This is a genomic window from Thalassolituus oleivorans MIL-1, from assembly GCF_000355675.1.
GTDB lineage: Bacteria > Pseudomonadota > Gammaproteobacteria > Pseudomonadales > Oceanobacteraceae > Thalassolituus > Thalassolituus oleivorans.
Genome location: NC_020888.1, coordinates 3,663,519 through 3,690,421 on the forward strand (window position 1 = coordinate 3,663,519; position 26,903 = coordinate 3,690,421).

Genomic DNA, 26,903 nt, shown 5'->3' on the forward strand with positions numbered 1-26,903 from the left:
GTCCTAACCGCCCGTAGCTCAGCTGGATAGAGCGCTGCCCTCCGGAGGCAGAGGTCAGAGGTTCGAATCCTCTCGGGCGGGCCACATCCGAAAGACATTCCCGGTAAGTGATTGCTTACACAATCTTAGTTGTGCCCTAAATGTGCCCGATTTGTGCCCAAGCAAAAAATGACATTTCACTGCTATCTTAATTTTTGACCTCTACCCTAACTATCAATAAGCCCAATAGTCATGCGCCAACGGCGAGCTATTCAGAAGATTCCTGCGTTCGCGCCAATCAGGAAGATACTTGTTCAGCAGTGCCTTAAAACGCTCATTGTGATGACGTTCATGCAGATGTATTAACTCGTGCACTAGAATAAACTCCAAACACTCTGGTGCTTTACGTGCGAGGTCTAAGTTAAGCAGGATTCGCTTAGAAGAAGTATTACAGCTCCCCCATTTCGTTTTCATGCGTTTAATACTAATACAGCTAGGAGTTACTCCTATCTCTTTAATCCAATCAGGTGAAATTTCTTCCAGTCTTTCTTTCAGTAGTGAGCGATAGAATTCGTTCAGTAACTTAATTCTATTATCTTGAGTGGTTGTCGGATTAATCGCCATACGAAGTTTTCGTCCACCAACAGATACGCCATGCTTTCCAGTTGTTTCAACAATATCCAAACGGTAGTGCTTACCCCACAAATAGTGAGATTCACCGTTTACCATTTCACGTTTCGATTGTCGTGGTTGAGCGGTAAAGCTTTTCTGCTGCTTACGTATCCATGGTATTCGACTAATGACCGCCATTCGCAATGCCGTATCCGTCATTTTCTCTGGTACCGATAACCGCACTCGGCCTTCAGGCGGCATGACACTGATATGAAGGTTTTTAATATCTTTGCGGTAAACATCCATGCTTAAGTCGCCGACTTTGAGCATAGGCATTAATCATATTCCTTCTGCGCTTTGGCTATATCAATAACATCTTTCACATCAACATCGTAACCAGCAGCCTCTTGGCGAACAGCATTTGCAATTTCACGCTCTTTAAAACGATCACCTTTCCAATCTGCTTTTTTGGTATAACGAATCGCGCTGTCAATTTTAGTGGCAAGTAATTCATCCTTACCAAAATTATCGTAAAATGCTCTCTTAGCACCAGAATCCATAGAAGAAGGATAGGCAGAAGCAGAATGATTCGGCTGAATGACTTTCCGAGAGAGCTCACGAATCCGCTCTAGATATTCCTGATATTCAATCGCTTTTTCTCTACGCAATAAAATCAATTCATCTAGTAGAGTCGACATCTGTTCGTAATATTTTGGGTTAACCGGATTTTCATCAACGATTGTTCTGCGCACGTTATTTTCAATCGTTTCTGCCATTGCCTCTTGGTTATTTCGAATACCTGTTGGCAATACATCCGCTGCATCGGCGCCCTTTTCTACAATCAATTCAATCAATCCAAGATCTTCAAAGTCCATCAGCACTTCACTATCATCCGCTCGGATATACATATCCAAAAGATGACGCATAGCCGGTTCGAAGCGTTTCATCTCTACCAGATCACCACTGCTTAGCTTTACCTCATCACGCACTTTTTCGAAGTGGGCGACCTCACTACGGATAGACTCGATCTCTTGCGCAGAATAACCGGCATCAGGCATTTCATTTGCCACATTAGCAAAGGCTCGCAACAACTTAGCCACGTTTTGATACAGGGTTAACCGCAACGCTTCTTTCTCGGTAAGCGCATCCCCGTTAGTGCCCGACTCGCCGCAAAAATAATGTCGGTAGTCTGCTTGATCGCGCGGTGCTTTGACTGGCTCACACAAAGCGCGAACCATTTCTAAAGCATTGTCTAAATCAAGCTTCGCTTGCTCTAAACGATCTTTTAATAAACCGGCAACATCATCTTGATCGTACCCATCGAAGGCGCCTTGGGTGTAATCAGAGATCGCTTTATCAAGCGAACGGAACAAATCTTTATAATCAATAATGTAACCGTATTCTTTATCATCACCATCCAGACGGTTTACACGGCAAATAGCCTGAAACAAGTTGTGATCAGCCATCTGCTTATCGATGTATAGATAAGTCGCAGAAGGCGCATCAAAACCCGTGAGTAATTTATCCACCACAATCAGCAGACGCATTTGTCCAGGTTCTTTGACAAACTGCTTCTTAACCTCAATTTCAAACTCTTCGACTCTGCTTGCCGCTTTATCTTCTGACTGCTCAAAATAATCGGCGAGCATCTTGCGATAAATATCGTACTTATGAAGCTTCTCAGTTAAACCTTCGCCGGTTTCTTCACCTTTAATGCTGGCCGCCGTTGGTTGGAAGCTGGTCACAATCGCAACCTTACCGGCCAAATCAGTCTGGCTAAACATCTCATAGGCTTTGCACGCCTGATAAACGCTAGAGCAAACCAACATAGCGTTGCCATAACCGTCCATAAGCCGTGGCTTAGTGTCCATATCAAGTAATATGTCGTTCACTATTTGCTGTAAACGCGACTTACTAGATAGCACCTTTTGCATGGTGCCCCATTTTTGTTTTAACTGAGTTTTTGCTAAACGTGACAAGCCACGTGTTTTAGCTTCAAACCACTCATCGACTTTTTTCTGCGACGTTACATTTTGATCGATGTCTCGCGCCTCATAGCGCAAATCAAGTACCACACCATCGGCAACGGCTTCGTTAAATTTATAGGTATGAATAAAAGGCCCAAACACTTCGACCGATTTCTTCTTATCCCTCTTCATCAATGGTGTTCCAGTAAAACCAACAAACATGGCTTCCGGTAATATTACTTTCATTGCTTCGTGCAGCTTGCCAGACTGAGTTCGGTGACACTCATCGACAAACACAAACAAATCACCTTTAGCTGTAAAATCACTCGGCAGAAAATTCTTTAACTCAGCGATAAATTCATCCGTCGCCACATCGCTTTCTGAATCAGACTGGCGGCCAAACTTATGCACCAAAGAACAAATCAACCAAGGGTTCGGCTGATTCAGGGTTGCAATCAGATCAGTACCACTTCTCGTGCGGTAAATTCCTTCCTCAACGCCCGTAAACACCTTTTCTATTTGCTCATCGAGCTCCGTACGGTCGGTAACAATCAATACTCGACTGGCTTGAACGTTTTCACGAATCCACTTAGCAAGCCATACCATGGTTAAGCTTTTACCCGAACCCTGGGTGTGCCAAATTATACCGCCCTCACGGCGAGCAATATGTGACTTAGCGGCTTCAATACCAAAGAACTGGTTATGACGGCAGGTCTTCTTAACACCCGCATCAAATACGATAAAGTCATGGATTATTTGCAAAAAACGTTTTTTATTGCAGATACGACTGAGATGAAAATCCAGTATATGAGAATACGGATTGGCAATGTCTTCTTTCCATTCCAAATAGTATTTTTCAGGTGTTTCGATGGTGCCGTAACGCAGCCCTTGGGTATCGTTACCCGCCATGACCAGTTGAATGGTCGTGAAAAAATTGCGGATAAAATCTTTCTTCTGGTTATCTAAGTTCTGACGAATACCTTCAGATACCGACACAGATGAGCGCTTTAGCTCAATCACGCCCAAAGCAATGCCATTCACATACAGCACAATATCCGGGCGTTTCGTTTTAGGTGATTCGTTTTCGCCTTTAATAGATACTTCTTCAGCAATCGCAAAATCGTTAGCGTCAGGATTTTTCCAGTCAATCAACCATACAGTTTCATGTTGATGGCCAGCACCTTCTTTATCTTTCACGCCGTAACGTAATAGCTGGTATACGTCTTTATTGGTGTAGTAGAGCTTTTTACCTTCGCCAAGCGCAGCAGAGGTGTCTAACTGACGAATGGCACGAGCAATCAGCGCATCACTCACACCTCGGCTTTTAAGCCAAGTAGTCAGCAAATCGACATCAATATTTTTATTACCAGCTCGGGCCTGCCAGTCACCCAAGTAGCGATAACCCAATTCCGTTTGAAAGAACTGAACTATTCGACTTTGGGTTGCTCTTTCACGCTGACCGACGTTACTCATCTTCTGTCCCTTACTTCCTTAGTTAGATGCCATCCAGTCAACGAACGTGCAACCAAAATTTTACTTTATATTTCAATAAGTTACTGCCTCACCACAGCGCATAGGCAATCATCTGAGCCAGTTCTGTCAATCATCAGTCAACCAAATTTAGTTATTGATAGTTGACCAGCTTATCAATCGCAATCTTCAAACTCTGATCATCAAACAAACCATCTTTACGCTCGGCCCAGCGTATACCAGCAGGCCATTGCTTAAGGGCGTTACGAATTGACGCAACATCAGCAGTAATGCCTTCGCGATTAAGTAACCAATCAACCGTCGCTAACAGCTCCATTCCATATGGGCTTTCAAAGCCATCAATCATGTCCGATGCAAGCGCTAAGGCGGGTAAGTATTCTTTAGCTTCTGAGTTTAAATATGCCTGAACCTTGTCTCGTTTTTCATCCCTAAACCAAATCACATCTAACGGACTGGCATCCGGTATACGTTTATCTGCCTTTAAATAGCTACCGTCTAAACCATTTAACAAATGATCAAGGTTATTAGCATAAGGGCCATAATTGTGGGCTTCGAACTGTAACTGCAAAGGATCATTCAGACCTTTCATATTAATGGCTCGCTGTAAAAACCAAGCCAACTTCTGAATTTCTAACAAACTGCAATCAATACCCAACAACCAATAACGACGCACCAGCTCTGTCACCAGAGCACGCGCGGGCGTGAGCTTCTCAACCCCCTTACGCTTGCTCACATTTTGGTAGGTGGAAGTAGGCTCAAAGACAATCACTCGAACATCGTCAAGATCGCCCAGCGATGCAATAATTCGCGGCTTTACTACATCCCAGCTCAAGCCGCCGTTGCCTGCACCTAAAGGAGGGACGGCAATCGACTTAACGTGATTCTCTTCAATAAACCGACGTAAGTCTTGTAAACCGGCATCAATCCATTCCATTTTTGAAGGCGAACGCCAGTGTTGCTTAGTGGGGAAGTTAACAATCCAACGAGGCCCCATTAGCTCGCCCGTATCCGTGACAAACATTTCACCGGTATTCACCTGATTACGTTTACACGCATCGGCGTACGCCTTCATATTGGCGGGAAAGCGTTCTTTAAACATCAAGGCGATGCCCTTGCCCATAACGCCGACTGTATTCACGGTATTGACCAGTGCTTCAGCATCGGCATCCAATAAATTGCCTGTGGTGTACTCAATCATCCGAATGCGTCTCTATCAGATTATAAAGTCAAGTGCGGTCCTAAATACGCCACATATATATGCTTATTTACTGAGTCAGCATAAAAATGAATACGGTTGCCGTCAGGTAGTTTTACATGATTCTCGCAATAGACCTGCCGACCATCAACTAACCAAAACATACGCTCTTTCTTCTTTTTGGGATCGTTACGGACACTGTCCGATTCACCGCTGACTTCAGATGCTAGGCCCAAATCTCTTAAATACTCATGGCGATAATCAACATACTCACCTGCAAGCCATTTCTCACCAAACGACTCCAACACATTTAGCGCATCACGCGCCTTGAACAATACATCCTGTCTAGCAGACCAACCTTGCAAGCTTGTACCTATTTGATTTGGCAACAAAGTGAGATGAGGAAACAATTCCGTTCTTTGCAACCAAATATCCTTAGCGGTCTTTAACAACGCATTGCGACGTTGTTTGAGTTCATCACCATGCGTATCCAAACTCGCAAAATCACTCAGATTTGAAAGCGTTTCATCTCTTTGTTCTGGTGTCGTCTCAAGATCAAAAACCCATACTTTAATGTGACTATTTGCCCAAACGGACAGTGCCGTGAAACTGGCAAGAAAAATTTCAAAATGAAACGCAGCCAATAGCACCTGCTTGCCTGACGTCTCTCCCGGCAACCCAACTTCCACCGTATCACCAACACTTTCAATATCCACGGCTTCAAAGAGGGGCTGCTTCGTTTCAAGAGATTTAAGAAACCGACACCAATCAGTTAGCTCTGCAGCCTTACTTGCTGAGGCAAACCAATTGCGCACAAAGTAACCATTGGCTAATTCAAGCCCCATCAGCGACTTATCTTGATCTTCATCGACCAGCAAAATTTTCAGCCCAGCAGCTCGACAGACTTTAAGCACCGTAAAAAAAGCCAATAATCCATTATCTGCATCCTCTTTGCTGGCAAATGGCAAAGAGTGATGGTTCAGTACAATTCCATTAGTCATAGCAGCTGATCCAGCTCCTTATCCCATTGATCGAAGAAGCCATCAGGCCAACAGTCAATGCGCCCCTCTTCATCAATATTTGGGTACATTACTTCTGAAGAGTGTACTGGGTTATGAACATCACGCTGCAAGAAGAAAACTTTAACATCACTAGCAGCAACTACTTCCTGTTTCACTGCAACCCGTATACCATTGAGAAAGTGATCGGAATGTGATTCAACAATCAATTGTACGCCGTTATTGGCTGCAATCGCACATAGTCTACCCATCAGAGACTGCCCTGCAGGATGTAGATGTGATTCTGGATTCTCAATAATTAACAAATCACCTTTCGAAGCACTTAAAATGCTAGCTACCACTGGCAAAACGTAACTCAGCCCAAAGCCTACATTTTGCGGCTTGAACTCTTCCGTCGTTTCCTTACCTTGATTAAATGAATAACTAAGACTCGCCGAATTAAACTGGGGTTGTGCCACAGCCTTAATTTTCAAGCCAGGTGTAATATCTGACATCCAAGATTCAATATTAGCAAGCAAGGTATTAGAGACAGATTTAGGATGTTTTAACGCTTCCACCTCAAGATCTTTTGCCCCATTTACAGCTATGAAGTGGACTGTAAATTCTCCATGGTGCCCTAAAGATTTTAAGTCACGAATATGAAACTCAGACAATTGATGATGACTTTGCGGACCTAGTCTATCTGCGCTTAAGTATTGAAAATTAGAGTTGAACAAGCTCAACTCTTCAAAGTTTTCGCTTTTATTACACTTTCTCAGAGGAAGAAGGTCTGAATCATATTCATAGTCGAACTCAAATTTAACGGGACCATTTAACTCATTCCACTTAATTGTGAATATTATTTCTTCCTGTTCACTGAAACTTGAAAGCGCGTCTTTGCCAGTTCCAATACTTACATAATCACCATTAAGAAGAAGACCTTTACTCTTTAGCGTATTACGTTCGTGGGATTGTCTTAGCAGTAACAGACTCTGAATCAGCGTCGATTTACCCATTCCATTAAGACCAGAAAATAAGTTCAGAGTACCCAGTGGAAAACTAGCATTTAGCAAAGTCTTAAAATTCTTTATATTGATAAACTCAATCATTTAGAACATCCTCTATTAGTTTCCGGACGCGATCATATCGAATTTCTACATGATCTTTCTTCTGAGTAGAATATGTAATTGCATTAAAAAACAGAGAGTCGCTAAGCAACCTCTGAGACTTCTCTTGAAAAATATCTTTTTTTGATTCTAGAATCCCAAATTGTTCTTCGGAAATCTGCGCAAGGGCTACCATCCAAACCTCGTATAGTGCCGTGTTCTTTGACTTTTTACGATTATCTGAAGACGTATCTTTCTCAAACCCACAAACCCCCAATAATGAATGACAGCGACTTATTGCAGTCAAATAAGAGGTTTTGAATAATTCTAAGTAATCCGAGTCACCATTCCTCAACTCTTCCATTGCTTTATCAAGAAATGAAGCTATTTCTTTCTTGTTCTTTGGATCAAGATAATCGAAGCGATAAAAAGCCCAGAACCTTAATACTAATTCTTGATCCTTCATTCGTTTAGAAAGATCACCAAGCATCACTTTAGAGCACTCCAGAGATGCAAGTTCCTCTAATACATTCCGGTCTCTGGGTTTAGCAAGTGCATTCCTAATTTCCTGATTATTAAGTGTTAGGCCACCAGTATTAATACGTCTAAACACAGAATACTTAACATCACCGGGAGTGCCAGGCTTAATCATATAAACCGTAATTGAGCATTCTTCTATTCGTCGCTGATACTGTCGATGAAGCTTATCGAAGTTTTTACCATTTAGTTCAGTCAAAAATTCAAGCCCACTTAATCTTAATTTTTTCTCAATTACGAATTTTCGAATCGTAGACAAACGCTGAAGACCATCGACGATCAGCCAGTTATTTTCATCGGAAGCATCGAAGTAAAATGCAGGCAAAGGAAAGCGTATTAGAATAGACTCTATTAGCCTACTCATTTTTCTGTTATCCCAAAGCTCTGCATGACGTTGAAAGTCTGTATTCATATCAATTTCGTCATGCTGCATTCTTTTTATTAGTGCATCAAGCGATTTTGGCTCTACAACGATATCTATATCTGCTGGATTAAATGGCTGCATGACTGGGTCAAGGAATTCAGATTCCTCATCTTCAGAATCATCAATTTCAAGTTCGATTTCTAAATCCAATTCGTTATTCATATTAAATTCCTTGCAATTAATCTCGTTTTTCCCGTCAATAATTCTTGCATCATGCCCTGTTTGATTTGGAGGGTTTTACTTAGGCGTTGTTCAAGTGCCTGAATGTTTTCATCCATATCGGATAAAATGGTGGCGATGGCGGTTTGTTCAGTTTTGGAAGTAGCGCATGGAATTCTATAGTCAGACACAGCAGAAAATGGAACCCTACGATGACCTGCACTTCCGACCATTTCTGATTCTAAGTCTAATCTAAAAACATTCCGAGTAGACCAATAGAATATAAGTTTTGAATCTGAAGATTCATTGGCTCGTAAAACATGAAACTCTGTACTTCCGAAGCCACACTCGGTTTTTAGTAGCTGGGTGAGGCAACCTTTACCATTTTCGAAACAAGGGGTTATTTTTGCTACTAGTACATCCCCTCTTTCGAAATAAGTAAAACCAGATCTTACCTTTTCGTAGCTAATTACACTTTGGTTTGATAAATGAGCATTTTCAGTTACATCTTGCATTCCAACAAATGTTACTAGCGTCGATGGCTTGATTGGCTTTCTTAAAATATTTGACTCAAACAGATTACCAAAGCTAACCACTTCCCAATCCTCCGGGATCTCTCCCAGCTCACTTTGCTTGTAGCCTTTTTTCGAGCTATCTTCCCGAAGGGAAAAATCGGGCAAGCGGGTGCGGCCGGTGAGGAGTTGTTGCATAGTGGCGGTTTTGATGGCCTGTTTTTTGGCGATCAGTTTTTTCAGTTCGCTGATCAGCGCATCAACATCGGATAGCGCATTGGCGATGGCGGTTTGTTCTTTTTTCTGTGGATACGCTACTGCAACATTTTCGATAGTATTTGCATTTAAGCTAGGAACACCGGATGCCTCGTTATATTGCATCCAATCAATCATGCAGAACTTGTAATAGGTAAACTTAGCGTCGGCTTGATTGTATATCTCTGAATAAAAAAGTGTGTCTACCGTCCAAAAAGGCTCATCGCAATAGCGAGGCTTATTTATCGTACCTTTTCTACCAATAAGAACAGAAGGCTTATCCCATAGGTAGCTATTACCCCAACCAATTTGTCCACCTGTAGCCAGAATAGGATACAAGCCACTTTCAGATTCAATCTGCTTTTGGCTTTTTCCATGCCGAATTGATAGCACCTCTCCAAAAACAATTACTTGCCAATCCTCCGGAATCACTCCAACTTCAGTTTGTTTGTATCCAACGGGCACAGCATTCGAAGCCGCTTCCGCCAGATACTTCGGACTCACTTCCGCTACTCCGCTGTTCATACCGCCCACTCCAGCCCCATGGCTTTTAAGTGGCCAGAGACTTTTTCGCTCAGGCTTTCTACAGATTGGGTTATGACTGGCAGTGGCTCGGCGTAGCGCTCTTCCAGTTCTTTCACACGATTAGCCATTTGCTGGGTGACGCGTTCGATTTCGGCAATGATATTGGCTTGTAGGGTTGCCAGCCATTTATCGTTAACAATAAGCGCTTTAATGTCGGCTTCAGTTAATTTTGAGTAGTGTTTAAATACCGCGAGGTCGAGAGAATCTTGGGCATCCTTTAGAGCTTTTTTGGCATCGGCTTCATTATCAAATAATGACTTCGCTTGTTTCAGCACTACGATCTCTTCAAGGTCTATCGCCAGTTTTAAACGTGCGGTAACTGTCGCTTTGGTGACTTTATCTTTATCGTTCAATGCTTCGGTTAATAGGCCATCGTCAGAGCTATTCTCTTCAATGAAGCTTTCTAGTTCTTGGCTGGCAGTATCTAACTCGGCTTGTAATGCATCTATTTTTGTTTGCTCGCTGGCGAAGAAACGGCCAACGATGAGCGCCGGAGGAATAAGCTCGGCTTTGTATTTGGTTTTGTTAATCACTAAATCGGGAGTTTCTTTTAGCTTTTCGCCTTTTTTAGCGGCGAGTTCTCGCAGTACACTCCCTGCTGCCCAGCCGTCTTGAGCCAGCACATAGACATCGTCTTGCATCATATCGGCCCAGTAATCCATCAGGATTTGGTAGATGTCGTATTTGCTTAGCAATGCATTGTGCGAATAGCTTTCTAATAATTCTTCGCTAATACGATGAATAATGGCTTTAGGCACATCGCCAACCTGAATATCTTTTAGCTTTGCTTGCTTACACCAAGCGGTAAAAGGTTTTAGACTTTGCGCGGCAAAGGTTTTGAACTCTTGATGATTAAGAATGGTGCTTTTTACCGCACTGGCTGGCACTAGCCCTTTGCTGTAGCCCTGTCGTTTTGCTTCTTGCAGCGGTGCAAATAAGGTAGCGCGAATACTGGGGAATACTTGCCAATAATGTTGCAGCGCGTCGATGTCGCGGTTAGGTATGCCGCCTTGCAAATGGGCACTTAAATCGTGCAGGTCTTCTGGCTCGCTGCTGTCGATGTAACGCGGAATATTCAGATTGTAGTCGTTAGAGGCTATTTCACTTAGGGTGACCATGCGACTATAACGCGGCAGTTCTAGCTGCTTAGTAAAAACATCGACAATTTTATGAGTATCTTGGCTGCGTAGGCGGTTTTTGTTGCCGTCTTTAATAAAGCCTTTACTGGCATCGACCATAAAAATACCTGTGCGATTGTGCGCATGGGCTTTATCAATCACGATAATGCACGCGGGAATGCCTGTGCCATAAAATAAGTTAGCAGGCAGGCCGATAATGCCTTTGATGTAGCCTTGTTTTATTAAGTTTTCACGAATGCGTGCTTCGGCATTGCCCCGAAACAATACGCCGTGAGGTAAAATAACCGCGCCCTTCCCTGTGCTTTTCAAGCTTTTAAGGATGTGCAGTAAAAAGGTGTAGTCGCCATTTTTTTCTGGCGGAATGCCCCATGTAAAACGATCAAATTCGTCTTCATTGGGGTTGATGCTGCTGGTCCAGTTTTTGTTAGAAAAAGGCGGGTTAGCGACGGCAAAATCGAATGTTTTTAGTTTGCCATTGGCATCTTTCCACTGCGGTGAAGAAAGAGTATTGCCCTTCCATATTTTAGCCGTGGCGTTGTTGTGCAAAATCATGTTCATGCGGGCTAAGGCGGCGGTAGCGCCTTCGTTTTCTTGCCCGAATATTGACAAGCCGCGCGGTGCTTCGTCGCTGGCTTTTAACAACAGCGAACCGGAACCACAGGTTGGGTCGTATACGGTTTCTGATTGATCTGTTTCAGAAGTAATACCAATGACTTTGGAGAGAATTCGCGAGACTTCGGAAGGAGTGTAAAACTGGCCTTTCGATTTACCAGATTCGGTAGCAAAGTGACGCATAAGATATTCGTAGGCGTCACCCAATAAATCATCACCGTCGGCACGATTACCAGACAAGTTTAGTCCTTCAAAAATGCCGATAAGCTTGGAGAGGCGATCTTGCATTTCTTTGCCTTTGCCGAGTTTATCTTCATCGTTGAAGTCGGCAACGTCGATCACGCCTTTCAGGTCGTTCTCTTCGGCTAGAGCGCTGATGATTTTATTAATCTTATCGCCAATTTCTTTATCGCCTTTTAAGGCAACCATGTCGTCGAAACTAGCACCGCTTGGTACGACGATCATGCCGTAAGCGTCATCTTTGTATTTATCGGATACGTACTTCATAAACAGTAGAGTGAGTACGTAATCTTTGTATTGGCTGGCATCCATCCCGCCGCGCAGTTCATCGCAGCTAGCCCATAAGGAGGAGTAGAGTTCGGTTTTCTTGATCGCCATGTTGTGTCCTGAGTTACTACTTCCGTGAAATTATTTACTTACGCGTAAGTGCCGTCATGATTAATGCGCCAAGCGCCGCGCCCGCGACAAAGGTACCGATTCCGGGGCCATCACTGTCTGTAGATGGTGTGGTTTTAGCCTGAGTGCTGTTAGCGCGTACTGCGGGTTCTACTGCTACTTTCTGCGTTTTAAGGGTCGCACGGTATCTATCAACCTCTTGCAATAATGCCTGCGGTGTTGTTTTTAGTATTTCCGAGAGGCGATACAAATGCTCTACGCTAAATACGGCCTTACCGCTTTCTAAACGGCTATAACTGGCTTGAGATAAGCCCATATTCGCGGCAACAGCAGCCTGATCCAAATGCTTTATTGCCCTTTGGTTTGCAATGACCACACCTAGTACAGCGCTGATCGACGTCTGCTGAGTCATATTGACCTTCCTAAAATTTTTACTTGACGAAGCATAACGTACCGCATTACTGTTTGCGAGTTAATATAGAACTAACGAATATAAATTAAGGATTTAAAATGAAAAATATAACAAAAGGCGACATACTGACGCGTCGCAAAGGCCTAGTAACTCATTACGGTGTTTACATAGGCAATGACCTGGTTCTGGATATCCTTCCTAACCAATCTAAGCGCGGTTGTCGCTTGGTGACATTTGAAGAGTTCAGTGATGGTAAAGCTGTCTCAGTAGTAAAATGTGAGCCAGTTGATGGATTTGAAGACCGTATAAATGAAGTACTTACACTTGGTTATCAATTATTGAGTAATAACTGCGAACACATTGCTAACTATGTTGCTCGTAATCAGCGTATTAGTAAGCAAGTGCAGGCCGCTGTCGCGGGTGCGGCTATAGGAGCTTTACTATCCAAGGGCCCTCTGTGGCAGAGTTTATTAATAGGAGGTGTCGCTGGACTAGCACTTAGCCAGCGTTGACGGGGCAGGGTTGCTGCCAGACGGTACGGCAAGTATCGTCTGGATTGCTGCTAGTGATCTGTACTTAATTGGTTTTGATCAAAGAGTTCTATTGATATGGATATTGCCATGGAAATTGTTACGAAAGCTCGTCCCACTTTTCCTTCTATATCTTCAGGCATAGGCTTTCATTAAAGCAACGACCCTAGTGGCACCCAATTATGTTAATTGATGGTGATTTCTTATTAAGCATGGCATTGGTATTCAGATAAAGATGATCGAGCTGTTAAATTTGGATGTTAAGAGTCTTTCTAGCTTTACTGAGGATGAAATAGCGTAATTACTGACCATCGATAAAACTAATAGTCAGCAAAACGGCCTTCACTCCTGCTCTATTTTGCTTTCTAGCAGCGCCTCTGGCTTGTCGATTTTTTCGCCTTCAATGAGCACTTCTTCTTTCACCGCTTCGGGTTCTTTTTCGACGCCGACGTGATACGCAGCAAAACCGGTTTGTACAACCTGATTAAACGCCATGCCTAAAATACGGCCATTAAATGTTGCTATTATTTTACTGCCGGTATTGGTCATTGGGTCAGTCACTATCCCGAGTACGTCACCTTTTTTAACTTTATCACCCAGTTCAACTGAGGATATGAGTATTCCGCTTTGATCGGCGCGTATCCAATGAGACTGATAAAAAACCGGTTGCGGTGAACCCCAAAAACGCAGCGTTGGCTGAATACCCAGATTCTGCAACAGGGTTTCGAGCGCTTTAAGTCCAGCATCGACAGAACTTTTATCCAGTTGATTTGGCCCACCCGCTTCAAGCGTTATCGCCGGAATACCTATATTTTCAGCAGCGCGTCGTAAGGTGCCTTCTGCGCCGACGCCATGTAATACGGTAATGCCACCAAAATGGCGGCTAAAATCGAATACTGTTTCACTCCCTAAATCACCACGAATTTGTGGCAAGTTAGTGCGTTTTAGTGAACCGGTATGCAGGTCAACCAAATACTCGCAGTGGCGAATAACATTATGAAATAGCGAATATGCCATACGATCAGCAGCACTGCCTTTCGGGCTGCCGGGGAAATGGCGGTTGAGATCACGACGATCGGCTAAATAGCGACTACCACGACGAAAGCCATCTAAATTCACGATAGGAATGCCTATGACAGTGCCGTTCATTTTTTCTGGATCAAGTTGATAAATCAGGCGTCGAATCATTTCAATGCCATTTAATTCATCGCCGTGAATTGCCGCCGTTAAACACATTACAGGGCCACGGTTTGCACCATGAGCAACCAGCACGGGGACGGGTGTATTAAGACTCTGAAAAGATTGTTCGGGGCTCCAGCTCAGTGGCATAAAAGCTCCCGGCGGAACTTCTTCTCCTAATAACTGCAAGGGCACCTGTTTTGCTTCTTTAGCGGCTTCTTCAACTGAGGTTTCTAAAACTCCCTCATTCCCCGCACTCTCTACTGGGGCTTCTTCTATTGTCAGTTTTTCTTCTACTACACCGACGACTATGTCTTCATCATCGGCTAACTCAGTTGCCTGTGCGTTGTTGATTAAAACACTCAAAAATAAAACGAATAAAGCTGGAGACCGGTAGAAAAACGACATGCATTGAAATCCTTATATGACAACCGAGCTGGGAGCCATATGACTACTTGCTGGAATTAGGGTTCGGAACAATTTTTGAGAATATTCGTGGGGACGTCGATACAGCTTAGCTGATAATGATCGAACACCGACTCTTATAAGCCGGCGCCATATCAGCCTTATCGATAGCGTTGAGGGATCAAATCTTACAGGCACCGCCTTCGCAGCCGTCATCGTCTTGCTCTTGATAGGACTCAGGGTCTACTTCGCCTAATTCCATCTCATCCAGGAACGACACATCATCCCAATCGGTCGTCTCATCCGTTTTGTTTTGATCAACTACTGCATCACTCATAATCGTGTCTCCAAAGAAGGACTATTGAACGCCATATCGTCAGCATGCACTCATCATAGAATGCCTGAAACCTATGAGAAAGCCTGACGACACATAAATTGGGCATCAGGCCTCAAAGTATTAAAAAAGCCAGCAAGAGGTTCCTCTCTTGCTGGCTTTCTTTTCTCCTTTCAATATTTCTATTTCAAGGCTTCGTTATGGCTTTAGATCACACCGTTTTAATTACACATCAAAACGGTCAGCGTTCATCACTTTCACCCAAGCTTTAACGAAATCGCGCACAAACTTCTCGCGGTTGTCATCTTGAGCATACACTTCGGCGTAGGAACGCAAAATCGAGTTAGAACCAAACACTAGGTCCACTCGGGTTGCCGTATGTTTCACGTCACCGGTCTTACGATCAACGATGTTGTACGAGTTTTTGCCCGTTGGCTTCCAGTCGTAGCCCATGTCGGTCAGGGTGACAAAGAAGTCGTTACTTAGTACACCCACGTTATCGGTAAATACACCGTGCTTTGTGCGACCATAGTTGGTGCCCAGTACACGCATACCACCAATCAGAGCCGTCATTTCTGGAGCGGTTAAGCCCATCAACTGTGTGCGATCAAGCAGCATTTCTTCCGGCTGTACGGTGTAGTCTTTTTTCACCCAGTTACGGAAACCATCATGCACAGGCTCCAGTGGTTCGAACGACTCAATATCCGTCATGTCGTCGGTTGCATCACCACGGCCCGGTGTAAAGGGTACCGTAATATCGACACCACCGGCTTTGGCAGCCGCTTCGACCGCTGCCGTACCAGCCAACACGATCAAATCAGCCATGCTAACTGGTTTACTTAGGCCTGCTTGGATGCCTTCTAGCATGCTTAATACGCTTTGCAGACGGGCTGGTTCGTTGCCTTCCCAATCTTTTTGCGGCGCTAGGCGAATACGTGCGCCGTTAGCACCACCGCGATAATCGGAAGCGCGGAAGGTTCGAGCGCTGTCCCATGCCGTTGCAATCAGGTCTGCACCACTCACACCCGCCGCCAGTATCTTAGCTTTAATATCCGTTACTTCAGCATCACTTAGGGTGTAATCCACCGCCGGAACCGGATCTTGCCAGATCAAATCTTCCGCAGGTACATCGCTGCCTAAGTAGCGGCTTTTAGGCCCTAAATCACGGTGCGTTAACTTAAACCAAGCGCGCGCAAACACGTCGGAGAAGTACGCTGGGTCTTTATGAAAACGTTCAGAAATCTTACGGTACTCTGGGTCCATTTTCATCGCCATATCGGCATCGGTCATCATTGGCATACAACGGATAGACGGGTCTTCTACATCTACCGGCATGTGCTCTTCTTTAATGCCAATGGGCTGCCATTGGCTCGCACCGGCGGGGCTATGCGTTAGCTCCCAGTCGTAGCCCAACAATAAATCGAAGTAGCCGTTATCCCACTGCGTTGGGTTAGTCGTCCACGCGCCTTCGATACCACTGGTTACTGTGTCACGACCAATGCCACGAGTTTTGTGGTTGTTCCAGCCCATGCCTTGCTCTTCGATATCAGCAGCTTCTGGCTCGGCACCTAGGTTTTCGGCTTTGCCGTTACCGTGTGCTTTACCCACGGTATGACCACCGGCGGTTAAAGCAACGGTTTCTTCGTCGTTCATCGCCATGCGCTTAAAGGTCTCGCGAATATCGTGCGCGCTCTTTAGCGGATTCGATTTACCATCTGGGCCTTCTGGGTTCACGTAGATCAAGCCCATCATTACGGCGGCTAACGGATTTTCGAGATCACGCTCTCCTGAATAACGAGTACCTTCGCTACCGCTAGGGGCCAGCCACTCTTTTTCAGAACCCCAGTAGGTGTCTTTTTCTGGGTGCCAAATATCCTCACGTCCACCGGCAAATCCAAAGGTTTTTAAGCCCATTGATTCATACGCCATGGTGCCAGCTAAGATCATCAAATCCGCCCAAGATAGCTTGTTTCCGTATTTCTTTTTGATTGGCCACAGCAAACGGCGTGCTTTATCTAAGTTCACGTTGTCTGGCCAGCTGTTCAGCGGCGCAAAGCGTTGGTTACCCGTACCTGCACCACCACGGCCATCGGCAATGCGGTAACTTCCGGCTGAATGCCATGCCATACGAATCATCAAACCGCCGTAGTGTCCCCAGTCGGCTGGCCACCATTCTTGGCTTTCGGTCATCATGGCTTTAACGTCGTTTTTAACGGCGTCGAGATCCAGTTTTTTAAATTCTTCGGCGTAATTGAAGTCCTCTCCAAGAGGATTCGTCTTAGTGTCGTGCTGATGCAAGATGTCGAGGTTGAGTGCATTCGGCCACCACGCGGTGTTGGAGTTACCGTTGGCTGTGTTTGCGCCGTGCATGACTGGGCACTTACCGGCTGAAGATTGATTGTTGTCCATGGTATGACTCCTTTTGAGTTACGTCTAACGGGTTAAATCATGTGTTCTTGTGACTCCATAATAGGCGTCTCTATCTATTTAAAAACTTAATTATATTTATAGATGCGATAGTAATTTTGCATATCTGATCTGATATGCACCTCGCAGGCGCATATGACGGTCACGCTACCGCTATTAAACATAGCTTATCTACACTCAGTTGCGAGCATACTTGCGCAGTCGACCTGCAAGACCTCCACTAGCCAGTGTATAGAAGTGGTATGATCAATTTTTGTATCGCCCAAAACGGATCGCGGATGTGATGTCTTTTATTATCGATTGGTTTTCTTACTTACGGAGCGCGCTATGAGCCTTCGCAAGATCCTTGTTGCCGTGCTTCTCACTATTGCTGGCCTCGGCCTATTGGCTGCCATTGCAGGGGGCGCGTTTGTGGCTTATTGGATCTGGAATAACGTTACGGCCAACATTCCCTTGTATGACCAAAAAGCCCGCATTGAAATCGCCGATGCTTTTCCTGCGACAGTCGATATTCTCGACCCATTGTCGGTAAATATAGACACTGTAATCCCTGCAAATGTCCCGATTAATCAAACCTTGACCATTCCTTTAGAAGAAACCTTCGACGTTAAGGTTAATTTTAACGGTCAAGTACCCATTAAAATGACGTTGCCCGTACACCAGTCCATTCATATTGATCAAGTCATACCTATTGACGGCAAAGTCAGCGTTAAGTTGCTAGGCGCATGGATTAAATTGCCGCTAAAAGGCTCTGTTCCTGTAAAGGCGGACATTCCGGTTAATCTAAGCATTCCTATCGACCGAAATATTGATCTAGCGTTTAGCGCGCCAGCTCAAGTGGCAATTTCAGACAAAATAAAAGTACGCCTAGATACCAATATCATCGCCGATATTCCGGTAAAAAAATCCTTATCCATTCCGGTTCTAGAGCCGCTACGCGCTAATGTCACCTTAGATAAAGCAACCGACATCACGATTCGTGAACTGAACATCGATGTGCCGCTTGAAGCCATTACCTTTAGCCCAAGTGCTCAGGTTGGAGACAAACCGTGATCACTTTGGCGCGCATTATTATTGGCGGCTGGATTCTAGTTGTACTCGCCGTTATCGGTGCAATACTCGGCTTTGTCGTGTATTCCAATGTTGTCATGGGCATTTCACTAAAGCAGCAAGCGAGCTTGATTCGCTTTGATTCACCGTTGACATTTAATACCGACCTTAACAGTAATATTAATTTTCGCTTGTTAGGCGACATCCCCATCAGTGTGCCATTAAATAATCTACGCATTCCACTTCACATTAAAGGGCAATACCAAGCGCAATTAGATATTGACTCCTCTATACCACTGAATTTAACCGCCGATTTCTCTGATACTATTTTAATTGAGACCGATCTAGAGGTAGCTGCAGGCACCGAACTAGTAAGTTCTTGGCTGCCCAATTTACCAGTACGCGGAACAATACCTATCCGCTTTGAATTACCCGTCGCGTTTACTGTACCCGTGAATACAAGTTTGCCACTAAGCTATCATGGACCGATTTCTTTTTATGTTAATCAAACAATAACGCCCAATATTCAGCAAACCATCACTACCAGCATGCACATAGACCAAATGATTACTGCGCCCGTCACCAATACGTTTTATGGCTCCATGCATGCACAAGACGCCAGCATTCCGATTACCTTTGACAATGTTCTCATTGATATTCCGTTAGAAAATATTAAATATTCCTACCCTAAGTTATCCACTGGAGAACTTAATTCCGTTTCGACAACAGAGCCTTAGCCAATGCGCAGGCTTGTATTAAGGATCGACTTTGGAATTTGAACTATATCGTCGCGGCCCGCACCATCGCTCTGACGATGAATATATTTCGTTTCGCGAAGTACGTGACCGTTTTGATTTTCGCGGGGTAGAAATTGGCGCTTGGGTTACGCAGAAAGAACAAGAAAAAGCCGCCGTCTATTTTTACGACGCACTGTGTGATTTAACTAAAATCCTCGCAGTACCCGACGAAGTTATTTCTCTGCGGGGCACTTTGGTTCTGCAATACGGTAAAGGTGGTCGCCCTGGTGTGGCGGCCCACTACGCACCCGACCAACGGGCTTTTGCACTGGCAAAAAACGCAGGGCCGGGCAGCATTGCCCACGAATGGTTTCACGCCTTCGATCATTATATTTGCAATAAAGCATTTAATGTTAACAAACCGAGATTGTTTGCCTCGACCGCTTGGCTGGCACAATATGCACCGATTGAGCACTCCCTTAACGCTTTGTTATTTAATTGCTATCGAGCCGTGCTGTTGGATAAATCCGGCGAACAGCCCAGTGAATTATTTTTAAGCTCCGCCGAAATAGATAGAGCTGCTGGTACCGTTTATTACAGCCTACCAGAAGAAATGTGCGCTCGTGCTTTCGAGGCATTTGTTCAAGATGCCCATATTAAAAATAACTATTTGGTAAAAGGCACTAAACAATCAGAAGAAGCAAAGCTTGGACTTTACCCTCAAGGTGAACAGAGAGTTTTAATCAATCAAGCTTTTCAAAATTACTTTGCACAGCTTGGACGAGCGTTAATTTTAAATAAAAGCCAATAAAAAACCCCTCAAATGAGGGGTTTTTTATGCTGATATGCAATCAGAAATGGTGTCTGAATCCTAGTGTCCAAACACGGGCGTCCTCAGCATACGAATTTACTTGAGCTTCTAAGTAGTCCGTTTTATTTAAACGACAGTCGATACCCGCTCCGACCATTAACCGAAGGTCATCATGCGATTTTAAATTTAAACCGCCCTGACTATCGTTAAATAAGCGGCCCATGCCAAGCTGAAGTTGCGGCGTCCAGCGGCCCATGCGCAAGGCGTCTGGTCGATACTGGGCCATCGCTGCCAGCGCTTGGTAGTTAATTCGACCATTACCAATACTGGCGTTCCCCATATCGACATAACGTAATTGCGCCGCCCATTCACGGTTGAAGTGATAGGCCGTAGACAACTGCCAGCTACTATCGCTGTCATCACTCAAGGTTAAATTATTATTTAACTTTGGATCCAACTGAGAAACGCCAACGCCACCTTCAACGCTCCACTCACCCGCTTGCGCTGACATCGAAGTTGCAAGCAATGCAGCCATTACCGTTGCCGAAAAACGGCGTTGACGCAGCGCCACCAGCAAGAGTGCAAGGCCGAACACTAGGCCTAGGCTCATGCTACCGCCACCAGTTGATGTCTCAACGTCTACGCCGGTATTAATCGAAGGATCAATACTGTCGTCTACGCCATCACCGTCCGCATCGGTAATGCCGGCCCCCGGTGCTTCAGGTGCTGCATCCACCGGTAAGGCAATCTCAGGATCTATGTTGTCTGGTATGCCATCGCCATCAGCGTCAGCATCCAAGTGATCAACAAAGCCATCACCATCAAGGTCAGGCATTTCGCGATCATCACGTACACCGTTGCCATCGAGATCCTCGCCGTTAAGAACGCCATTCACGTTGGCATCAACACCATCATCAATGCCATCAGCATCAGCATCTTCGCCGGTGAAGAAGGCTTGCTGTGGATTTTCATCCGCATCGCTAATGCCGTCACCATCATCATCGTCATCAAGATGGTTAGGTATGCCGTCGCCATCGAAGTCGGCACGCGAACCAAACGCACCAATAGCGTTATCGACCACATCCATAATACCGTCACGATCTACGTCGGTAGTGCTATCCAACACACCATCCAGATCGCCATCTAGATCGCTTGGCAGATTCGAGTTACTGAAATCGGTATCGACACCATTACTTCTTACATCTAAGTTGTCAGGCAAGGTATCTCCGTCACTATCCGGTAACTGAATAACGTCCGTCAGGATATCCACGCCATCATCCAGCAAGGCGTCTCCATCTTGGTCACCCAATCCAGCTTCCGCGACATCAAACAAACCATCGTTATCGGCATCTAGATCGATCATATTCAGCAAGCCATCACCGTCTTGATCGGTACTGGCGAATGCCACCAGCCACTCGGCTAGCTCATCCATTGCATCGTTAACGCCATCGAGGTTGTCATCAGTAAGACCGGTATCAACAATGCCGTCGTTGCCAATGTCTGCGTCGATTGCATCAATAATGCCGTCGTTATCGGTATCGGTTAAATCCAAATTCAATTCCACAAGATCCGAAATACCGTCGTTATCCGAATCAGTGTCATCACGATCAGCAATACCGTCACCATCAGTGTCGACTGTGTCGTCTCCCTCTAGCATGTTCGGCAAACCATCACCGTCATCGTCTTGGCCTTCAAGAATGATATCCACCAGCGCTTGTACTTCGCTGAGCTCATTCACATCGGCCAAGTTCGAACGGGCAATCGCGTTATTGATGAGATCCAATACAGTAGCCGTGACACTTGTGACGCCAGCAGTATCGTATTCAGTGATGGTTGCAGGCGTAGATCCGCTAGCATCCGCTTGGCTGGAGATAGTATTCAAAGCGACCTGAGCCAACGAAATAACCGTTGCCGTATCCGCAGCTACTGGGGTCTCAACCGCCAGTAAGTCATCGGTATAACTAACGGTTAGGCCAATCACATTACCCACGTCAGACGCGGTAATTAGATAGGTATCTTGATCGCTGCCAGCGACTTCACCACCCGACGTCCACTGATATTGAATCGTCGCGTTGGCTAAGCCATTGTTGTCCGCGATGTCTGCAGTCAGTGTTTCGCCTTCTGCAGCAACGCCACTAATCGAGGCAACACCCACATCATTAACGATGGCAACGGTAGCCACGGCCGATGCTTGGTTACCGTTGTCTGCATCGTCGGTGACAACATCCGCTGCCACACTCACGGTGGTATCAGAACCCGATGCCGTCGGCATAATAGTAGCCGTATAGCCAGTGCCACCACCCAGCAATTGGGTGACAACACCGTTGGTAACGGTAATGTCAGCCGACGTCAGAGTTGAGACATTTTCGCTAAAGGTAACAGTGACATCGAAGGCCGTAATCGCTGAACTCGGCACGCCAGTAAGGGTGGTCGTCGCACCCGTTGTATCCGCGCTCGTGGTTAGCTCAACCGCTGCCGTTGAGGTATTTCCTGCTGCGTCGCTAGCAGCACCCGCAGCCATATTGACGGTTACGTCACCGTCGGCCGTTGGTGTTATCAGCACACTATAGGTATTACCAAGTGCAGCCAAGTTGCCCGCGGTGCCGTTTGTCACAACAAAGTCGGTCAGCTCTACACCCGTGACCGTTTCGCTAAAGGTTGCGGTCACGATGAATGGTTCGTTAACCAAGGTTGCTGCAGTCGTTAGGGCAACTGCTGGGGCTGTTGCATCATAAGTAACCACTAACTGACCGGCTGCATTATTGCTATTACCAGCAACATCCACCGCAACTGCATTAACCACATCAAGCGTTACGGTACCGTCCGTAGTCGGCGTTACCAACACGGTATAGCTGGTGCCAGAACCGCTAAAATCGCTCAAGGTGGCGTTGCTAGCGCTGATATCGGCGACAACAAAATCCGTCACGTTTTCACTAAAGGTGATGGTTGCGGTAAACGCTGCATTGACCAACGTAGCTGGCGCTGAGAGCAATACAGTTGGAGCGATAGCATCGTAAGTAACCGCTAACTGTGCTGCGGCTGCGCTGTTGTTACCCGCAGCATCTTGAGCCGCATTAGCAGCAACATCTAGCGTCACCGCACCATCCGTGGTTGGCGTTACCAGCACAGAATAGGTATCACCCGAGCCACTAAAATCAGCCAGCGTGGCATTCGACACGGCAATATCACCGACAACAAAGTTATTCACGCTTTCACTGAAGGTAATAGTCGCGGTAAACGCAGCATTAATATAGCCAGATGCCCCACTAATAACTGCTGTTGGCGCTGTTGCATCGTAGGTAGCAGTCAGCTGAGTCGCGGCACTATTGTCGTTACCGGCAACATCTTGAGCTACCGCGGCGGCGACATCTAATGTCACCGCGCCGTCAGCATTCGGTGTTACCAATACGGTGTATAACGCTCCTGAGCCAGCAAAATCACTCAGAAGAGCGTTGCTAACTCCTAAATCGCTAACATCAAAACCACTGACGCTTTCGCTGAAGGCAATCGTGGCGGTGAAGGCCGTGTTAATTGCACCAGAAGCCCCCGAAATCGCTACAGTTGGAGCAGAACCATCATAGGTCGCAAGCAATTGAGTGGCGGCACTATTGGCGTTTCCTGCTGCGTCTAGTGCAGCATCTGCAGACACGTCGAGAGTCACAACACCATCCGCAGTTGGTGTTACCAACACACTGTAACTCGCGCCAGAACCACTGAAATCACTCAAGGTGGCATTGGTTACTTGGACATCGCTAAGATCAAAACCGCTGACACTTTCACTAAAGATCATGTTCGCTGTAAATGGCGCATTAATATCGCCAGATGCACCATCAAGGGTAAGTGTAGGAATAGTGGCATCGTAGGTAACCGCCAGCTGAGCGGCTGCCGTGTTGCCATTACCCGCGCTATCACTTGCGGTAGAAGCAGCCACATCAAGTGTTACAGCACCATCAGCATTCGGTGTTACCAGCACAGTGTAAGCAGCGCCAGAACCGGCAAAGTCACTAAGAAGTGCATTGCTGATACCGACATCGCTGACATCAAAGCCACTCACGCTTTCGCTGAAGGTCAGGGTTGCAGTAAAGGGAGTATTAATAGATCCCGACGCACCGCCAATAACAACCGTTGGCGCTGAACCATCATAGGTTGCCGTCAGCTGAGCGGCTGCTGTATTACCATTGCCGGCGCCATCGGTAGCAACGGCAGCAGCAACATCCACAGTAACTGGACCATCGATATTCGGGGTGACCAACACAGTATAAGTAGAACCAGATCCAGCAAAATCACTGAGGCTGGCATTGACGGCAATGATGTCACTGAGATCAAAACCGGTGATGCTTTCACTAAAGGTGACCGTTGCCGTAAAGGCGGCATTGATATCACCGGAAGCCCCACTAATCACTGCAGTTGGAGCAGTCGCATCATACGTTAACTGCAACTGAGGGCCGGCACTATTGCTATTGCCTGCGGCGTCTACGGCGACCGTATCAGCGACTTCTAACACCACAATGCCTTCAGCATTCGGTGTGACCAGTACGGTATAAACAGCACCAGAGCCACTGAAATCACTCAGCGTAGCATTTGGCGAATAAATATCGCCAACATCAAATCCCGTTACGCTTTCGCTAAAGGTAATGGTCGCGGTAAAGGCTGCGTTGATATTGCCTGATGCACCGGTAATCGCGACGGTAGGTTGCACACCATCCACCAGCACACCGGTGGTATTAGCCACACCGTTCAGGGCCATCACTATGGCATTGCCCGCAACGTCGGTAATGGCACCACTGTTCAAGCTTAACGAATCAATACTGATGCCATCGGTATCTTCGTCATTATTCTGCACGGTATAACTAAACGTTAAGGCATCGCTGCCAGTACCCGACAGATAAACAGCACTCACATTACTGCTACCGATCGTTAGATCTAACGCTGGCGTACCGCTTGCCGTATCAACCGTTAATACTTCACTTGCAGTCAGCGTGAAGCTCAACGTTTCGCCTGTCATATAGGTATCATCCGCCGGAGCGGTAACCTGAGTAACCGTTGGCGGAATCGCATCCAGCTGAATTTGGAAAGCGCTTAATGTCAACGCACTGCTGGCGTTACCGTTGGCATCCGTGACGGTAACAGTACAGTCACTGTAGGTGCCATCGACCAATGGTGTGCTGTTATCTGCTTGAGTCAAACTAAAGGTTAAGTTACCCGCAGCTACTGCGCCTTCGCTGGCACTGCCACAAGAGCCGCCAACCGCTAACGTACCCGCCTGACTGATATTAATCGTGACATCAGGAGTTGGATCGTTCGTTGGGCTGGTCACTGCCGTGACTTCCGAAAGGCTAGGGGCCAAGGTATCAACCGTGATAGTAAAAGTCTTGAGCTGCGAAAGGTCATCACCGCCATTCGTCACGCCGCCACTATCACGCACTTGCGCCTGAATGGTGGCAACGCCTTCAACGTTCGCTGTTGGGGTGTATGTCAGTGTGCCATTGCTCGCAATACTGACAGAAGAAACGACACCGCTTGGATCAGACACTTCGCTGACCACATAACCCAAAACGGTTTGCGTATTTTCATCCGCACCGCCGCCAGCACTCGACATCGACGCAAAACCAGCCACCGTTTGAGCGCTTCCGCCCACACCGTTGAACGTCTGATTAGCTAGCGAGGAGATCGTAGGTTCGTCGTTAACCGGGGTAATCGTCACGTTCACCGTGCGGCTATCCGTATTGCTGCCATCGCTCACAATAACAGTGAAAGTATCACTTCCATTTAAGTTCGTCGTAGGCGTATAAGTGACGGAGCTTGGCGTACCGTTAGTCGTAGGAGTGGAAGCTGTTCCGGAAGCCTGTGGCGTGCCTTTTGTACCGCCAGAGGCGGACCAAGTTAACGTCTGGCCCGAGTCTGAATCAGACGTTGCAAAGTTAGAAGTACTTACCGCATTGCTGCCAGAGTCTTCTAGTACGGTAATGGCAACGGCTGAGTTAGCCATCGACGGAACGGCACCGGTATTCACAAAAAAACTATCCGACGTCGAATTATTGTTCGCATCGGTTGCAGTAACCGTGATGTTAGCGCCACCTTGGCCAACCACATTGGCAATCGTCAGATAAAATAAGTTACCTGGTGAAGTACCGGGGTCGCGAGTAACACTAATATCTGCATTACGAATTGCACTTTGATTGTCAGATGAGACGGTGACATTAATAACGTCTAAATAATTTGCGCCAGTAATCGGGGGATCTTCAATTTCAAAATCCAGCGTAATATTACCTCCCACGGCTAATGAAATATCCGTAAGAAATACGCCTGGGTTATCCTTAGGGAAGACCGGCGGTAAGTTATCGCCGTCTGTCCATGTGTATCCTAGAATCGTACAGATACTGTCACTGATAATTGGATCGCCCGTCGTATAATAAGCAGGCGCTCCGCCTGCAGTCACACAGCTCAAGAAGCTCTTACGACCGGTCAGTCCACTAATATCACCCGAGGTATCACCAACCACATTCTCGCCACCCGCAAGAAAGTTGTTTTCACTCAAAAAGGCAAGAGCCTCAGAGTCAACTTGTCGAGACGCTGGCTTGACATAGTGACTATTCCCAAAAGCCCCAAATGCTTGGCTTTTTTGTCCTGTGTCTGCTTTCTCATACTGAGAAATCGCCGCTCGTGTATTTAGCCCATTACGGGAAATACTTGCGGGGCGTATCGACGCATTGGCGAGTGGTGCCGCCATCGCCATTATTGGCAGTACCGCTTTTAACGCATTCAGCGTTTTGGGGCGATGGGTTGGGAGTTTCTTATCCATGGAAAATCC

The 26,903-nt window shown here is 46.1% G+C and carries 17 protein-coding genes and 1 tRNA gene; 5 read left to right on the forward strand and 13 right to left on the reverse strand.

What is annotated here, in order from left to right:
- The first annotated feature begins 7 nt into the window (after positions 1 to 7).
- Positions 8 to 84, forward strand: a tRNA-Arg gene (locus TOL_RS16875).
- 129 nt (positions 85 to 213) lie between these two features.
- On the opposite strand, the gene TOL_RS16880 is transcribed toward TOL_RS16875, so the two are convergent.
- The 9 genes from TOL_RS16880 to TOL_RS16920 all read right to left on the reverse strand — a co-directional run bounded on the left by TOL_RS16880 (position 214) and on the right by TOL_RS16920 (position 12,619).
- The gene (locus TOL_RS16880) at positions 214 to 927 is read right to left on the reverse strand and encodes a M48 family metallopeptidase (RefSeq protein ID WP_015488580.1); all 714 of its coding nucleotides are present in this window, start codon (positions 925 to 927) and stop codon (positions 214 to 216) included.
- Positions 927 to 4,031, reverse strand: a complete 3,105-nt coding sequence (locus tag TOL_RS16885; protein WP_015488581.1) for a type I restriction endonuclease subunit R — start codon at positions 4,029 to 4,031, stop codon at positions 927 to 929. Before TOL_RS16885 ends, TOL_RS16880 begins: the two co-directional genes overlap by 1 nt.
- 151 nt (positions 4,032 to 4,182) lie before the next feature.
- The gene (darG, locus tag TOL_RS16890; RefSeq protein WP_015488582.1) at positions 4,183 to 5,247 is read right to left on the reverse strand and encodes a type II toxin-antitoxin system antitoxin DNA ADP-ribosyl glycohydrolase DarG; all 1,065 of its coding nucleotides are present in this window, start codon (positions 5,245 to 5,247) and stop codon (positions 4,183 to 4,185) included.
- Between the two features lie 20 nt (positions 5,248 to 5,267).
- Positions 5,268 to 6,245, reverse strand: coding sequence for a hypothetical protein (locus TOL_RS16895; protein WP_015488583.1), 978 nt, complete (start codon positions 6,243 to 6,245; stop codon positions 5,268 to 5,270).
- A complete protein-coding gene (locus TOL_RS16900) occupies positions 6,242 to 7,351 on the reverse strand; it encodes a DUF3696 domain-containing protein (protein ID WP_015488584.1) in 1,110 nt (369 codons plus the stop codon). The genes TOL_RS16895 and TOL_RS16900 overlap by 4 nt, the downstream gene beginning before the upstream one ends.
- Positions 7,344 to 8,471, reverse strand: a complete 1,128-nt coding sequence (locus TOL_RS16905) for a DUF262 domain-containing protein (RefSeq protein ID WP_015488585.1) — start codon at positions 8,469 to 8,471, stop codon at positions 7,344 to 7,346. The genes TOL_RS16900 and TOL_RS16905 overlap by 8 nt, the downstream gene beginning before the upstream one ends.
- On the reverse strand, positions 8,468 to 9,760 hold the full coding sequence (locus tag TOL_RS16910; RefSeq protein ID WP_015488586.1) for a restriction endonuclease subunit S: 1,293 nt from the start codon (positions 9,758 to 9,760) through the stop codon (positions 8,468 to 8,470). Before TOL_RS16910 ends, TOL_RS16905 begins: the two co-directional genes overlap by 4 nt.
- Positions 9,757 to 12,189: a type I restriction-modification system subunit M gene (locus TOL_RS16915; protein ID WP_015488587.1), complete on the reverse strand. Its 2,433-nt coding sequence runs from the start codon at positions 12,187 to 12,189 to the stop codon at positions 9,757 to 9,759. The genes TOL_RS16910 and TOL_RS16915 overlap by 4 nt, the downstream gene beginning before the upstream one ends.
- Before the next feature lie 34 nt (positions 12,190 to 12,223).
- Entirely contained in the window at positions 12,224 to 12,619 is a 396-nt protein-coding gene (locus tag TOL_RS16920; protein ID WP_015488588.1) for a helix-turn-helix domain-containing protein, read from the reverse strand.
- 98 nt (positions 12,620 to 12,717) lie between these two features.
- Between TOL_RS16920 and TOL_RS16925 the strand changes: the two genes are divergently transcribed.
- On the forward strand, positions 12,718 to 13,131 hold the full coding sequence (locus TOL_RS16925; protein WP_015488589.1) for a C40 family peptidase: 414 nt from the start codon (positions 12,718 to 12,720) through the stop codon (positions 13,129 to 13,131).
- A gap of 360 nt (positions 13,132 to 13,491) precedes the next feature.
- Here TOL_RS16925 and TOL_RS16930 read toward each other — a convergent pair whose 3' ends face one another.
- The 3 genes from TOL_RS16930 to katG all read right to left on the reverse strand — a co-directional run bounded on the left by TOL_RS16930 (position 13,492) and on the right by katG (position 17,476).
- Positions 13,492 to 14,736, reverse strand: coding sequence for a succinylglutamate desuccinylase/aspartoacylase family protein (locus TOL_RS16930; protein ID WP_015488590.1), 1,245 nt, complete (start codon positions 14,734 to 14,736; stop codon positions 13,492 to 13,494).
- Positions 14,737 to 14,914: 178 nt separating this feature from the next.
- Complete coding sequence (locus TOL_RS19060) at positions 14,915 to 15,070, reverse strand: hypothetical protein (protein ID WP_015488591.1); 156 nt, start codon at positions 15,068 to 15,070, stop codon at positions 14,915 to 14,917.
- Between the two features lie 222 nt (positions 15,071 to 15,292).
- Positions 15,293 to 17,476 (reverse strand): catalase/peroxidase HPI, encoded by a 2,184-nt coding sequence (gene katG, locus TOL_RS16935; protein ID WP_015488592.1) that lies wholly within the window; start codon positions 17,474 to 17,476, stop codon positions 15,293 to 15,295.
- Positions 17,477 to 17,821: 345 nt separating this feature from the next.
- On the opposite strand from katG, the gene TOL_RS16940 reads away from it, so the two are divergent.
- From TOL_RS16940 to TOL_RS16950, 3 genes are read left to right on the forward strand one after another with little or no spacing between them, the layout of a single operon-like run.
- Positions 17,822 to 18,547 (forward strand): hypothetical protein, encoded by a 726-nt coding sequence (locus TOL_RS16940; protein WP_015488593.1) that lies wholly within the window; start codon positions 17,822 to 17,824, stop codon positions 18,545 to 18,547.
- Positions 18,544 to 19,281, forward strand: a complete 738-nt coding sequence (locus TOL_RS16945) for a hypothetical protein (RefSeq protein WP_015488594.1) — start codon at positions 18,544 to 18,546, stop codon at positions 19,279 to 19,281. Before TOL_RS16940 ends, TOL_RS16945 begins: the two co-directional genes overlap by 4 nt.
- Before the next feature lie 31 nt (positions 19,282 to 19,312).
- Positions 19,313 to 20,092, forward strand: a complete 780-nt coding sequence (locus TOL_RS16950) for a CLCA_X family protein (protein ID WP_015488595.1) — start codon at positions 19,313 to 19,315, stop codon at positions 20,090 to 20,092.
- A gap of 40 nt (positions 20,093 to 20,132) precedes the next feature.
- Here TOL_RS16950 and TOL_RS16955 read toward each other — a convergent pair whose 3' ends face one another.
- A complete protein-coding gene (locus TOL_RS16955; RefSeq protein ID WP_015488596.1) occupies positions 20,133 to 26,894 on the reverse strand; it encodes a beta strand repeat-containing protein in 6,762 nt (2,253 codons plus the stop codon).
- Positions 26,895 to 26,903 lie beyond the last annotated feature (9 nt).